Genomic DNA, 12,892 nt, shown 5'->3' with positions numbered 1-12,892 from the left:
TCGTTTTTTTGGGGGGGCGTGCCGGCTTACCAGCTATCGAATGCGCTGCCGTCCCAGCGCAAATACGGCACGTCGCCACAGGCAAACCCGGTCTTGTCTGTCTTACGTGCCGCCACGGTGGTGCGGATGGCGGCGACGCTCTCTTCGGGCAGCAGAGGGGCATCGGGGGTGCCCATGTCGGTGCGCACCCAACCGGGGTGGATCAGCAAAAACTGCGCCGTGGGGTAGTCGGGTTGCGCCGCCACCACGGCCATGTTCAGCGCAGCCTTGCTGACGTGGTAGACCCAAGCGCGGCTGTTTTCGACACCGCTGATTTGCGCAAAGTCGCTGGTCAAAAACACGAACTGGCCCTGCGCCTCTTCCACCCAGGGTGCCACCTGCGGCAGCGCCTGCATGGCGCCCAGCACGTTGGCGTGCATCATGGAATCAAAAGCCTGCTGCGTGGGTGGGGACTTGGCATCCTCTTGCGCGAACACACCAGCCACGTAATAGGCCACATCAATCTTCTCGCCATCGAGCTGCCAGCTCAGGCCGCTGATGCTGGCGGGGTTGCTCACGTCCAGCTTCATGGCCTGGGCGCCCAGGTCGCGCAGGCGCGCCAGTCCCGCTTCGTCGCGTGCGGTGGCAATCACGCGTTCACCGGCATCCAGGTACTGGCGCACCAGTTCCAGGCCAATGCCGCGCGATGCACCTATTACAAAAACAGTCATGCTCACTCCAAGTTAGTGGCGCCCGCTATGCAGGAATGCGGAGTGCCGGGGGCCTCATACTGCCAAACGCGCAGAAATCGGCCCCCGACACTCCACATCCCCGCATGGTCATTTGGCACTCCAGCCCACGCAGAATATGCGCAAACAGCTCCTGAATTTATAGCAATTCCAGCGCCAGCGCGGTGGCTTCACCGCCGCCAATGCACAAGGTCGCCACACCTTTTTTAAGGCCACGCGCCTTCAGCGCGTGGATCAGCGTCACCATGATGCGCGCACCGGAGGCGCCAATCGGGTGGCCCAGCGCGCAGGCGCCGCCGTTCACGTTGACTTTGTCGTGCGGAATGTGCAGCTCGGCCATCAGCGCCATGGGCACCACGGCAAAGGCTTCGTTGACTTCCCACAGGTCCACGTCCTCCACCTTCCAGCCGGCTTTGGCCAGCAGCTTCTGCGTGGCGCCCACAGGGGCGGTGGCAAACCAGTTGGGCTCCTGCGCGTGGGTGGCGTGGGCCACGATGCGGGCCAGGGGCTTGCAGCCCAGCTCGGCAGCGGTGCCCGCGCGCATCAGCACCATGGCGGCCGCGCCGTCGTTGATGGAGCTGCTGCTGGCGGCGGTGATGGTGCCGTCTTTCTTGAACGCGGCCTTGAGCGTGGGAATCTTGTCCAGCTTGATCTTGCCCGGGCCTTCGTCCACGCTGATCTGCACATCGCCCGCACGGGTCTTGACCGTCACGGGGGTGATTTCCGCCTCAAATGCTCCTGATTGGATAGCTGCCTGCGCACGCTGCACGCTGGCCGTGGCGAAATTGTCTTGTTGTTCGCGGGTGAAGCTGTACTTGGCGGCGCAGTCTTCACCGAAGGTGCCCATGGAGCGGCCAGCCTCGTAGGCGTCTTCCAGGCCGTCCAGCATCATGTGGTCCATCACGCGGTCGTGGCCGATGCGGATGCCGCTGCGGCCCTTGAGCAGCAGGTGCGGTGCGTTGGTCATGCTCTCCATGCCACCGGCCACCAGCACATCGTGGCTGCCGGCCAGCAGCATGTCGTGCGCAAACATGGCCGCGCGCATGCCGGAGCCGCACATCTTGCTCAGCGTGACCGCACCGGCGCTCTTGGGCAGGCCGCCCTTGAATGCCGCCTGGCGCGCCGGTGCCTGGCCTTGGCCGGCCATCAGGCAGTTGCCAAAAATCACTTCGGTCACCAGCTCGGGGCTGATGCCGGCGCGCTGCACGGCGGCCTGGATGGCGGCACCGCCCAGGTCATGGGCGGCAAGGCTGGAAAAATCGCCCTGAAAGCCCCCCATGGGGGTGCGGGCGGCGCTGACGATCACGATGGAGTCTGGCATGGTCTTCCTCGGTTGGCTGGGGGTGAATGCAATTGACGTTTACGTAAACGTCAATTGTGGCAGAAAAAACTTTACCGCCGCTTCACCTGCGGCACACACGTCTTCATGCGGGCCCGGCACCATGGGCGGCATGAAAGCCCTTGCCCCCACCCTGCCGCGCCTGATGCGCACCGCCCTTCTCGTCCTGGCTGGCACCAGCCTCTTGGCCACCGGCCACGCGCAAACCACCAGCCCCGCCAGTGCAACGCCACCGGCCATCCGCACGCTGGGCACACCCGACTTTGCGCAGATCGTGCAACGCTACGGCCCGGCGGTGGTCAACATCAGTGTGAGCGGCACGCGGCTGATCACCGCGGACAGCAAGGACAACAGTGCCAACGCCAAAGGCGCCGACAGCGAAGACCCCACACAGCTGTTTCTGCGCAAGTTCCAGGAGCAGTTTGGCGCCACCGGCGCCAGCATGCAGATCCCGGTCAGTGGGCGGGCGTCGGGCTTCATCGTCAGTACCGACGGCCTGGTGCTGACCAATGCCCACGTCATCGCCCATGCCACCGAAGTGACCGTCAAACTGACCGACCGGCGCGAGTTCACGGCCAAGGTACTGGGCAGCGACGCCAAGACCGACGTGGCCGTGCTGAAGATTGAAGCCAGCAACCTGCCCACCGTCGCCATCGGCAAGCCGGCCGACCTGAGCGTGGGCGAATGGGTGTTGGCCATCGGCTCACCGTTTGGGCTGGACAACACCGTCACCACCGGCGTGGTCAGCGCCAAGAGCCGCAGCCTGCCCGACGACTACACCGTGCCCTTCATCCAGACCGATGCCGCCATCAACCCCGGCAACTCGGGCGGCCCGCTGTTTAATGCGCGCGGTGAAGTGGTGGGCATCAACTCGCAGATCTACACCCGCAGCGGCGGCTACCAGGGCCTGAGCTTTGCCATTCCCATTGATCTGGCGCAATCGGTGCAGCGCCAGATCGTCGCCACCGGCCATGCATCACATGGCGTGCTGGGTGTGTCGGTACAGGAAGTGACCCAGGCGCTGGCCGATGCGTTCAAGCTGCCCCGCCCCGTTGGCGCCCTGATCTCGGAAGTCCGCACCGACACAGCCGCGGCCAAGGCGGGTTTGCAGCCCGGCGATGTGATTGTGGGCATCGATGGTCACGCCATCCTGGCATCGAGCGACCTGCCGCTGTGGGTGGCCATGGCCGTGCCAGGCCAGCAGATGCAGATCGACGTCTTGCGCAACGGACGGGCAATTCAGACGCGCGCCACACTGGAAGACCCCACCCTGGCCAAACCGCTGGCCGACTCGCTGGCCAACGTTCCTGTGCTCCCCCAGCTGGGCTTGGCCGTGCGCCCCCTGCTCCCCGTGGAACAGCGTGCCGCCGATGCGCGCCACGGCCTGATGGTCGAAGGTGTGCAGCCCGAGGCTGACAAAGCCGGCATTGCACCCGGCGACATCCTTCTGGCCATCAACCATGTACCCGTCACCTCGGTGGAGCAGGCCCGCGCGCTGCTGGCGCAGGCCAAAGGCTCGGTGGCGCTGCTGGTGCAGCATGAAGGGGACAAAAACTACATCGCCCTCACGCTCAAGTCGAAGGTGTAGTGCCGCACGCAAAGCCCTGCAGCAGCGCCGTGCAAGCCTGTTCCGGATCGGCCGCCTTGGTGATCGCCGAAATCACCGCCGCGCTGGCCGCGCCCGTCGCGGCCACCTCGGCCACGTTGCCGGCATCAATGCCCGCAATGCCCACCACGGGCAGGGGCAGCACGCGGGCCCAGTAGCGCAGGTTGTCCAGCCCCTGGGGAATCCAGGGCATGTCTTTGCTTTGCGTGGCGAAGATGGGGCCGCAGGCGATGTAGCTGGGGCGCAGCGCCCAGGCGCGGGCCACCTCCCAGTAGCTGTGGGTACTGAGCCCTAAGCGCACGCCGACCTGGCGCAGCGCCTGCAGGTCCACCTGCTCCAAATCCTCCTGACCCAGATGCACGCCATACGCACCGTGCTGCAGGGCCAGTTGCCAGTGGTCGTTGATGAAGAGTTGCGCACCCGGCGTGGCGCGTGCGATGGCAATGCTCTCTGCCATTTGCGCCGCCAGCGTGGGCTCCGCGGGGTCTTTGATACGCAGCTGCACGGTGCGGATACCGGCGGCCAGCACGCGGCGCACCCAGGCGGCGCTGTCCACCACGGCGTAGACACCCAGCGCCGGGTTGCTCAGCGGTGCGAAGGGCTGCAGCGCATGCACGGCCAACGGTGCTGTGGCACCCGGCAGCGTCAAAGCGGGCAGGTTGTCGATGTGTTGCGCAAAGTCCGGCAGCGCCTGCACCGGGCCCGCGCCCTGCCCTGCGGCGTAGGCGTGGCGCAGGGCGTGCGTGGTGGCCATCTTGGCCAGCACCAAGGCGTCGGCCACGCAGTAGCCGCTGGCCAGCGCGGCGGCGGCGGTGGCGGCAAAGGTGCAGCCCGTGCCGTGGTGGTGCCGCGTGTCCACGCGTGGCAGGCTGAGCCAGCCGGTGGCTTGCGGGCAGTGCAGCCAGTCGGCGGCCAGCCCGTCGCGCCCCGATGTATCGCCGCCCGTGACCACCACAGACAGACTGCCTGGTGCCAGCCCCGCAAGGGCGGCCGCGGCCTCCGGCACTGTGGCAGACGCACCTTGCCCCACCAACGCCAACAGGCGTTCAGCCTCCGCACGATTGGGTGTGACCAGCGTGGCACGCGGCAACAACTCCTGCACATACGCTTGCACCAGCGCGTCGCCCGCAAAACGGGCCCCGGTCGTGGCGCCCAGCACCGGGTCCACCACCAGCGCCACCGGTTGGCCCTGCGCGCGCAGGCGGTCCACCCACTGGCAGACCACGCGCACGTTGTCCACGCTGCCCAGCAGCCCGGTCTTGATGGCCTGCGGCGGCAAGTCTTGCGCCAACGCACGCAGCTGCGCGTCCAGCACATCGGCGCTCACCGGCTCCACGCGGGTGACGGCCACCGAGTTTTGCGCCGTGATGGCGGCCACGGCCGTACAGCCATGCACGCCAAAGGCCTGTAGCGCTTTTAGGTCCGCCTGCAGGCCGGCGCCAGCGCCCGAGTCCGAGCCGGCAATGCTCCAGACTACGGGGCGCACGCCAGCGGCCACCGGGCGTACTTCAGTACCAAAAGTGCCTCTAGCCCTTATGGATATTGCGCGAGCAGCTTCTTTTTTCATAGCACTCTCAGAGCAAGATGGGATGGCCCGCCACCGGGGTGGAGGCTACGGCCATGTCCTGGCGGGCCATGACGCCAGCCTCGAACGCCATGCGGCCAGATTCGATACCCAGCTTGAAGGCGCGCGCCATGCGCACCGGGTCCACGGCGTGGGCCACGGCACTGTTGAGCAGCACGGCGTCCAGCCCCAGCTCCATGGCCTGCACGGCATCGGCCGGCGAGCCGATGCCTGCATCCACGATGAGCGGCACGCCGGGCAGGCGCGCACGCAGCGTGCGCAACGCGCCAGGGTTGACCAGCCCCTGGCCCGAGCCAATGGGCGCGCCCCAGGGCATCAGGAGCTTGCAACCCGCGTCCAGCAGGCGCTGGCAGCTCACCAGGTCGTCCATGCAGTAGGGGAAGACCTCAAAGCCGTCTTTCACCAACTGCGTGGCGGCGGTCAGCAGCTCAAACGGGTCGGGCTGCAGGGTGTGGGCGTCGCCCACCACTTCGAGCTTGATCCAGGTGGTGTCAAACAGCTCGCGCGCCATGTGGGCCAGGGTGATGGCTTCGCGTGCGGTGTGGCAGCCGGCGGTGTTGGGCAGCAGGTGGGCGCCGGTGGCTTGGATGAGCGCAAAGAAATCGCCAGCCTCTGCGCCATGGGCGAGTTGGCGGCGCAGGCCCATGGTGACGACCTGGGCGCCGGAGGCGGCAATGGCTTGTTGCAGCACGTGCGGGGACGGGTAGCTGGCGGTGCCCAGGAAGAAGCGGCTGCTTAAGGTGCGGCCGCCTATGTGCCATTGGCTTTGATCGGCGGAGCGACTGGGAAGCCGGACGTTCTGCTCCGTGTCCCCCGCCCGCGGTGCGGGCTCCTCCTTGACCTGCGCAAAGCGCTCAGGCGCCCAGTCTCTTGGTGTTGCGGACATGCTCAACCTCCTTCTATCGGTTGGAAGGTCAGGATGGTGTCGCTCTCATTCAGCGGCTGCTGGGCGCGCTGGCTGCGCGGCACAAACTGGCCGTTGACGGCGGTGGCAACGGCCGCAGGCAGCACGCCGCGCGCCTCCACCCAGGCTTGCAGGGTGCGGGCGGTGGTACTTTCGGGGTTGCCATTCACCACCACGGTGATGGTGTGCAGCGCAGTGTCTGGGGTGCTCATAGCGATAACTCGTGCAGGGCCTGCTCCACCAAGGCCGGTGCAATGAGCCAGCCGTGGCGAAAGAGGCCGTTGATGACGGTGAGGCCCGGTGCGTGGCGCAGTGCGGGCAGGTTGTCGGGCAGCGCGGGGCGCAGGTTGGTCTCGGTGTGGACCACGCGTGCCTCGGCCAATGCGGGGATGGCGCTGTGGGCGGCGCTCAGCAGCTCCAGCGTGCTGCGCAGGGACACGGGGGAGCGGTCGTCGCTCTCGATCTCGCTGGCGCCGACCACGATGACATCATCCGGCCGCGGCACCAGGTACACCGAGTGGCGCGGATGCAGCAGGCGCACGGGGCGGTGCAGCGGCACACCAGGCGCGTGCAGCCAAAACACTTCGCCGCGCACACCACGCACCGGCAGCGCGGGCTTGGCGCCCACGCCGCGCACGTCAAACACGTGGTCGAAGGTATGCCGCTCGGGGTGGATGGCACCCACCAGCAACTCACCCGCATCCACCCTTGTCACACTACGATTCCAGTGCCATTGCACGCCCTGCTCGGCCCCTTGTGCGGCCAGGGCCTGCAGCGCCTGCCAGGGGTGAATCTGCCCCTCGCAGGGCAGCAGCCAGGCCAGCGCCGGGCCTTGAATGGCGGGCTCCAGTTCGCGCAGTGCGTCCAGTGACAAGGGTTGCGGTTGGTACGGTGCATCAGCCTTGGCCTGCAGCAGCCCGACCACGCGCTGGGCCGCGCCCGCATCGCCGCGGTGCGCCAGCAGCAGGCTGCCCTGCATGCGCAGGTCCACGGGCTGGTTCAGGCCTTGCACAATCTGCGGCCACAGCACACAGGAACGCAAGCCCAGCGCAAACACCTCGGCCCCCGCACGCTCCAGTTCGGCCACCGGGCTCAGCATGCCCGCCGCCGTCCAGCCTGCCGCCAGCGAGCCCGAGTCCGCCTGCGGACCAGGCCCGGATGCAGGGTCAAACACCTGCACGGCGTGGCCCGCGCGGCTGAGCGTGAACGCCAGCAGCCGACCGAGCACGCCGGCACCGGCAATGCCTATGCGTTGGGCTGCCACGGTCAGGCCTTGGCGATGGGGATGTAGATTTCCCCGCCCACCTTCTTGAACGCATCGGACATCACATCCATGCCCGACTGCAGCGCCTGCTCGTCGCTCACGCCCAGGTTCTTGGCGTACTCGCGCACCTCTTGCGTGATCTTCATGCTGCAGAACTTGGGGCCGCACATGGAGCAGAAGTGCGCCACCTTGGCGCCCTCGGCCGGCAGGGTTTCGTCGTGGAACTGCTTGGCGGTGTCGGGGTCCAACGAGAGGTTGAACTGGTCCATCCAGCGAAACTCGAAGCGCGCCTTGGAGAGTGCGTCGTCCCGTGCCCGCACGCCCGGATGGCCCTTGGCCACATCGGCCACGTGCGCGGCAATCTTGTAGGTGATGATGCCGACCTTCACGTCTTCGCGGTCGGGCAGGCCCAGGTGTTCCTTGGGAGTGACGTAGCAGAGCATGGCAGTGCCGAACCAGCCAATCATGGCGGCGCCGATGCCGCTGGTGATGTGGTCGTAGCCGGGTGCAATGTCCGTGGTCAGCGGCCCGAGCGTGTAGAACGGGGCTTCGCCGCAGTGCTTGAGTTGCTCGGTCATGTTGGCCTGCACCATGTGCATGGGCACGTGACCGGGGCCTTCGATCATCACCTGCACATCTTGCTGCCAGGCTTTGTGCGTCAGCTCGCCCAGCGTGCGCAGCTCGGCGAACTGGGCTTCGTCGTTGGCATCCGCACCGCTGCCGGGGCGCAGGCCATCACCCAGCGAATAGCTCACGTCGTACGCACGCATGATCTCCGTCATCTCGTCGAAGTGCGTGTAGAGGAAGTTCTCCTTGTGGTGGGCGATGCACCACTTGGCCATGATGGAGCCGCCGCGTGAGACGATGCCCGTCACACGATTCGCCGTGAGGTGGATGAAGGGCAGGCGCACACCGGCGTGCACGGTGAAGTAGTCCACGCCCTGCTCGGCCTGCTCGATCAGCGTGTCGCGGAAGATTTCCCAGGTCAGGTCTTCGGCAATACCACCGACTTTTTCCAATGCTTGGTAAATCGGCACGGTGCCGATGGGCACGGGGCTGTTGCGCACGATCCAGTCGCGCGTGGTGTGGATGTTTTTGCCGGTGGACAAGTCCATCACCGTGTCGGCGCCCCAGCGGATGGACCAGACCAGCTTTTCCACTTCCTCTTCGATGCTCGACGTCACCGCCGAGTTGCCGATGTTGGCGTTGATCTTGACCAGGAAGTTGCGGCCAATGGCCATGGGCTCCAGCTCGGTGTGGTTGATGTTGGCCGGGATGATGGCGCGGCCACGGGCCACCTCGTCGCGCACAAACTCGGGCGTCACCACTTTGGGGATGCTGGCGCCAAAGCTGTTGCCGGCCAGGCGCGCTTCACGCTCGGCATTGCCCAGGTACTGCGCCTGCCACTCCAGGTTCTGGTTTTCGCGCAGGGCCACGTACTCCATCTCGGGCGTGACGATGCCTTTGCGCGCGTAGTGCATTTGCGTGACGTTGGCACCACTGCGCGCGCGGCGTGGCTGGCGCTGCAGACCGGCGGCCTGGGCGCGCAGGGCGGCCAGCGCATCGGTCTCGCCGTTCTTCAGGCCATCGTCCAGCGCAAACGGCGGGCGGCCCACGTACAACTCGGTATCGCCCCGACCATCCACCCAGCCCTGGCGCACCAGCGGCAGGCCCTGGCGCACGTCGATGTCGGCGCGCGGGTCGGTATAGGGGCCGGAGGTGTCGTAGACCGTGATGGCCTCGCCGTTGCTCTGCATGATTTCGCGCAGCGGCACCTGAATGTCGGGGCGGCTGCCTTGCAGATAACGTTTGGTGGAGGCGGGAAGCGGTTCGCGCGTGAGGCGAATGAACTGGGCGAGTTTGTCGGGTGCGTTCACGGGAGTTCTCCGGTTAAGACCCGAAGACTCAGAGAAAAAACACGGCTCCGCAAACTGATGAAAAAAGACGCCGCCCGGACGGCATTCGGCCGTCGGCTGCGCTGCACTTCTTACGCTGGTATGAACCAGATCAAGTTCGCGGGTTCGGAATCCATCTCAGCGCAACCATTGCGCACCCCGGGCAGGGCGGAGTGTACGTCAAACCCAGATGCGACTCCGTCAACGGAGCACGCTGTCCATCAACCAAACGCTTAAATCCTGCACGACGCGGCGTTCCAATCCATTGAAGCCGTGGTAAGCCATGGCCTCGCAGGGGTCCCCGACATTGCCGCCCCCTTCGTACATGCGAACCTGATACCCCGCGGGCAATTTGCCCAATAGCATGGGCAAGTCCGCGGGTGAACACAGTTTGCATCCGTCCTGCTGGTGGTGCATGACCAGCACCGGAATACGCAGCGTGTCCAAGGCCATCTTGGGCACGGCCTTGCTCTGCGGATCGGTGAGGATGGTCGAGGTCAGGACCAGCGCATCCGGACCTCCGGACTCGGCCAGGGCGATGGCCACTGCCGCTGCAGACTGCGTTCCCCGGCTGGTCCCCACCAGCGCCACCGGAAGCTGGCCGCGCTGGCGAACATCCGCGATCAATGCCTTCAGGTCTGCCACATGCTCGGGCGTCTGGCGAAACCCGCTGAGAAATGGCGGCACCTGCCGGTCCGAGGGGGCGTCCATCAGTGCCACCGCCAGGCCTTGCTGGAGGAATTGCGCACGGGTGCGCGACAAGAAGTTCCCCCCCATGCCACCAAGGCTGCCGTCAGCCCCCAGGTGCAAACCACCATTGCCGCCGACCAGCAAAATGACGCTTGCCCGGGGTTGCGCAGGAACTTGCCACAGGTAACGCACCGTCACCCCCGGGCGCGTGGGCACATCCACCACGGTGCCCACCTCGGCCTGGGTCACGCCGGATAGAAGGCTAGCAACCACAGCCACTGCTGCGCGCCAATATGTCCTCATAGGCTAGACCTCCTGACGTGGGCCGCGAGGAAACCGCTTGCCCTTTTCATACGGAAACACATCATGCACATACCCCGCCGCAATACGCTCCTTCTGCGTCTGCCAGAAGGCAGGATCGAGCAGGTTGGCGTGGTACTGCATGAAAACCTCGCGCACCAGCGGGTTGCCCAATAGAAAAGGCGCGAAAGTCTCGGGGAACACGTCGTGCGGGCCGACGCGGTACCAGATCTCGCCGGACATTTCCTCTTCCTCGTTACGGGGCTCGGGCACCTTGCGGAAGTGGCAGTCGGTCAGGTATTCGATCTCGTCGTAGTCGTAGAACACCACCTGGCTGTTACGCGTGACACCGAAGTTCTTCCAGAGCATGTCGCCAGGAAAGATGTTGGCTGCCACCATGTCCTTGATGGCGTAGCCGTAGTCGATGACGGCACGGGTGATTTGCTCGCGCGCACGCAGCGCTGCCGGGCTGGTGTTGGCGGGGTCGGCACCACCGGCGTCAAAGGCTTCCTGCAGGTAGATGTTGAGCGGGATCATGCGCCGCTCGATGTAGAGGTGCTGGATGATGACCTCGGTCTGTCCATCCCCATCGCGGTCGCTGATCTCCAGCTGGCTGGCGGCAAACTGCTGCAGCTCGGCGATCAGCGCATCGCTGAAGCGCTCCCGTGGAAAGGCCACATCCCCATAGTCCAGCGTGTCGGCCATGCGGCCCACGCGGTCGTGCTGCTTCACCAATTGGTACTTGGCCTTGACCTGCGCGCGTGTGGTCTCTTTCTGGTGGGGAAAGTGGTCTTTGATGACTTTGAACACATAGGGGTAGCTGGGCAGGTCAAACACCAGCATCACCATGCCCTTGATGCCCGCGGCGATGCGGAACTGGTCGGTGCTGTGCTGCAGGTGGTGCAGAAAGTCGCGGTAGAACAGGGTCTTGCCCTGCTTGGCCAGGCCCAGCGCGTTGTAGAGCTCGTTGCGTGGCTTGCGGGGCATCATGCCGCACAAAAACTGCACATAGGCGCTCGGTATCTCCATGTCCACCATGAAGTAGGCGCGTGCAAAGCTGAACAGGCGCAGCAGGTCGTCTTCGCCAAACAGCGCGGCATCGATGCGCAGCTTGCCGCCAGGCCCATGCAGCACCGGCAGCGCAAAACCGTGCTCGACAAACCCATTGATGAGTTTGCCGATGATGTAGCAACCCTTGTTGCGAAAGAACAGGTTGGACAGCACCTGGACCTGGAAGTTGGCGCGCAACTTGACCTCGCCCAACTGCGCGCGCATCACCTCCATCACCCGATGGGTATCCCGCTCCAGGTCGTCAAACGGCACACGCAGGTCGAAGTCCTGCACCATGCGCACCAGCTGATCCTGCACTTGGTCCTGGGCGGGGTAGTAGCTGCGGTAGGTGGGGCGGTGGCTGGGGCGGCCCGCGGACGCCAGGTTTTCGATGTACTCGGTGCTGACCGCGGGGCGCACAAAGATGAAGTCGTTCTGGAAGTAGCTGCGGTGCAGGATCTTGGTGGTGACCGAGTTGAAAAACGTCTCGGCCAGCTCAGGCTGGTGGTGGTCCACCAGCAGCCCGATGTAGTGCAGCTTGATTTGCTGCCACACCTCCATGCCCTGCTCTCCTGCCTTGAACTCACGCTCCAGCCGTTTGGAGCATTCCTTTACGCGCAGGTCGTAAAACTCGATGCGCTCCCGCTGCGCACGCTGCTGTCCATGCCAGTCGGCCACTTCAAAGCGGTGCTTGGCGCGCGCACTCTCTGCGCGGAAGAGCTGGTAGTGGCGTTTGAAGCCGTCCAGCATCGCCCGGGCGATGTCGTAGGCCACCGAGGAGTCGAGCCGTGTGGGGAACATGGGCGACAAAATGCTATGAATTTAATAGCTACTCACGCATATTCCACGGGCGCCATAGGCCTATTTACCTTGGATTTCGTGGCATCAGGCGCACGCCGGAGATGGCCTCGCGGTACAGGGCGTCCAGGTTGTCCTGGCGCGCTACGGTCATGTGCAGGTCTTGCACCAAGCCGTCATGCACGCCATACACCCAACCATGCAGCGTGACATCCTGCTCCGCGGCCCAGGCGTCTTGCAGCACCGTGCTCTGCGCCACATTGACCACCTGTTCGATGGCATTGAGCTCGCACAAGGCGGCCGCCTTGCCGTGCTCGGGGATGACGTCCAGGATGTCGCGGTGGCGATCCCGTACGTCCTGGATGTGGCGCAGCCAGTTGTCGGCCAAGCCGATACGCGCACCTTCGAGCGCGGCCTGCACACCCGAGCAGCCGTAATGGCCCACCACCATGATGTGCTTGACCTTGAGCCGCTCCACCGCGAACTGAATGGTGGACAGCGCATTCAGATCGGAGTGCACCACCACATTGGCCACGTTGCGGTGCACGAAGATTTCGCCCGGCGCCAGGCCAATGATCTCGTTGGCGGGCACACGGCTGTCGGAGCAACCAATCCACATGTACTTGGGCTTTTGCTGGTTGGCCAGCCCGGTGAAGAAGCCGGGGCGGGTGCGCTCCATCTCGGCGGCCCATTCGCGGTTACGGGAAAAGAGGTCGTTGAGTTTGTCAGTCAT

General features: G+C 65.3%; 11 protein-coding genes and 1 riboswitch. Of the genes, 1 reads left to right on the top strand and 10 read right to left on the bottom strand.

Annotation, left to right across the window (positions count from 1 at the left end; genetic code table 11):
* Positions 1 to 26 precede the first annotated feature (26 nt).
* Positions 27 to 710 (bottom strand): SDR family oxidoreductase, encoded by a 684-nt coding sequence (locus AC3WS7_RS10315; protein ID WP_492656279.1) that lies wholly within the window; start codon positions 708 to 710, stop codon positions 27 to 29.
* Between the two features lie 157 nt (positions 711 to 867).
* Entirely contained in the window at positions 868 to 2,049 is a 1,182-nt protein-coding gene (locus AC3WS7_RS10310; protein WP_492656278.1) for an acetyl-CoA C-acyltransferase, read from the bottom strand.
* A 130-nt stretch (positions 2,050 to 2,179) separates the two neighbouring features.
* On the opposite strand from AC3WS7_RS10310, the gene AC3WS7_RS10305 reads away from it, so the two are divergent.
* Positions 2,180 to 3,655: a Do family serine endopeptidase gene (locus AC3WS7_RS10305; protein WP_492656277.1), complete on the top strand. Its 1,476-nt coding sequence runs from the start codon at positions 2,180 to 2,182 to the stop codon at positions 3,653 to 3,655.
* Here AC3WS7_RS10305 and thiD read toward each other — a convergent pair.
* The 8 genes from thiD to can all read right to left on the bottom strand — a co-directional run bounded on the left by thiD (position 3,639) and on the right by can (position 12,892).
* Complete coding sequence (gene thiD / locus AC3WS7_RS10300) at positions 3,639 to 5,240, bottom strand: bifunctional hydroxymethylpyrimidine kinase/phosphomethylpyrimidine kinase (RefSeq protein WP_492656276.1); 1,602 nt, start codon at positions 5,238 to 5,240, stop codon at positions 3,639 to 3,641. The two genes, AC3WS7_RS10305 and thiD, sit on opposite strands and share 17 nt — an antisense overlap.
* A gap of 7 nt (positions 5,241 to 5,247) precedes the next feature.
* The gene (locus AC3WS7_RS10295) at positions 5,248 to 6,144 is read right to left on the bottom strand and encodes a thiazole synthase (RefSeq protein WP_492656275.1); all 897 of its coding nucleotides are present in this window, start codon (positions 6,142 to 6,144) and stop codon (positions 5,248 to 5,250) included.
* Positions 6,145 to 6,146: 2 nt separating this feature from the next.
* Positions 6,147 to 6,374 carry a sulfur carrier protein ThiS gene (gene thiS, locus AC3WS7_RS10290; protein ID WP_492656274.1) on the bottom strand — a complete coding sequence of 76 codons (228 nt, stop codon included), beginning with the start codon at positions 6,372 to 6,374 and terminating at the stop codon, positions 6,147 to 6,149.
* The gene (locus AC3WS7_RS10285) at positions 6,371 to 7,426 is read right to left on the bottom strand and encodes an FAD-dependent oxidoreductase (RefSeq protein WP_492656273.1); all 1,056 of its coding nucleotides are present in this window, start codon (positions 7,424 to 7,426) and stop codon (positions 6,371 to 6,373) included. Before AC3WS7_RS10285 ends, thiS begins: the two co-directional genes overlap by 4 nt.
* 2 nt (positions 7,427 to 7,428) lie before the next feature.
* Positions 7,429 to 9,303 (bottom strand): phosphomethylpyrimidine synthase ThiC, encoded by a 1,875-nt coding sequence (thiC, locus tag AC3WS7_RS10280; RefSeq protein WP_492656272.1) that lies wholly within the window; start codon positions 9,301 to 9,303, stop codon positions 7,429 to 7,431.
* Between the two features lie 89 nt (positions 9,304 to 9,392).
* Positions 9,393 to 9,493, bottom strand: a riboswitch (TPP riboswitch).
* A gap of 29 nt (positions 9,494 to 9,522) precedes the next feature.
* The gene (locus AC3WS7_RS10275; protein ID WP_492656271.1) at positions 9,523 to 10,284 is read right to left on the bottom strand and encodes an alpha/beta hydrolase; all 762 of its coding nucleotides are present in this window, start codon (positions 10,282 to 10,284) and stop codon (positions 9,523 to 9,525) included.
* A 33-nt stretch (positions 10,285 to 10,317) separates the two neighbouring features.
* On the bottom strand, positions 10,318 to 12,162 hold the full coding sequence (gene aceK / locus AC3WS7_RS10270) for a bifunctional isocitrate dehydrogenase kinase/phosphatase (protein WP_492656270.1): 1,845 nt from the start codon (positions 12,160 to 12,162) through the stop codon (positions 10,318 to 10,320).
* A gap of 64 nt (positions 12,163 to 12,226) precedes the next feature.
* The gene (gene can, locus AC3WS7_RS10265) at positions 12,227 to 12,892 is read right to left on the bottom strand and encodes a carbonate dehydratase (RefSeq protein ID WP_492656269.1); all 666 of its coding nucleotides are present in this window, start codon (positions 12,890 to 12,892) and stop codon (positions 12,227 to 12,229) included.

The organism is Rhodoferax sp. EU05-FHT12H12 (genome assembly GCF_058791215.1).
This window is presented reverse-complemented; position numbering and strand designations above follow the sequence as displayed.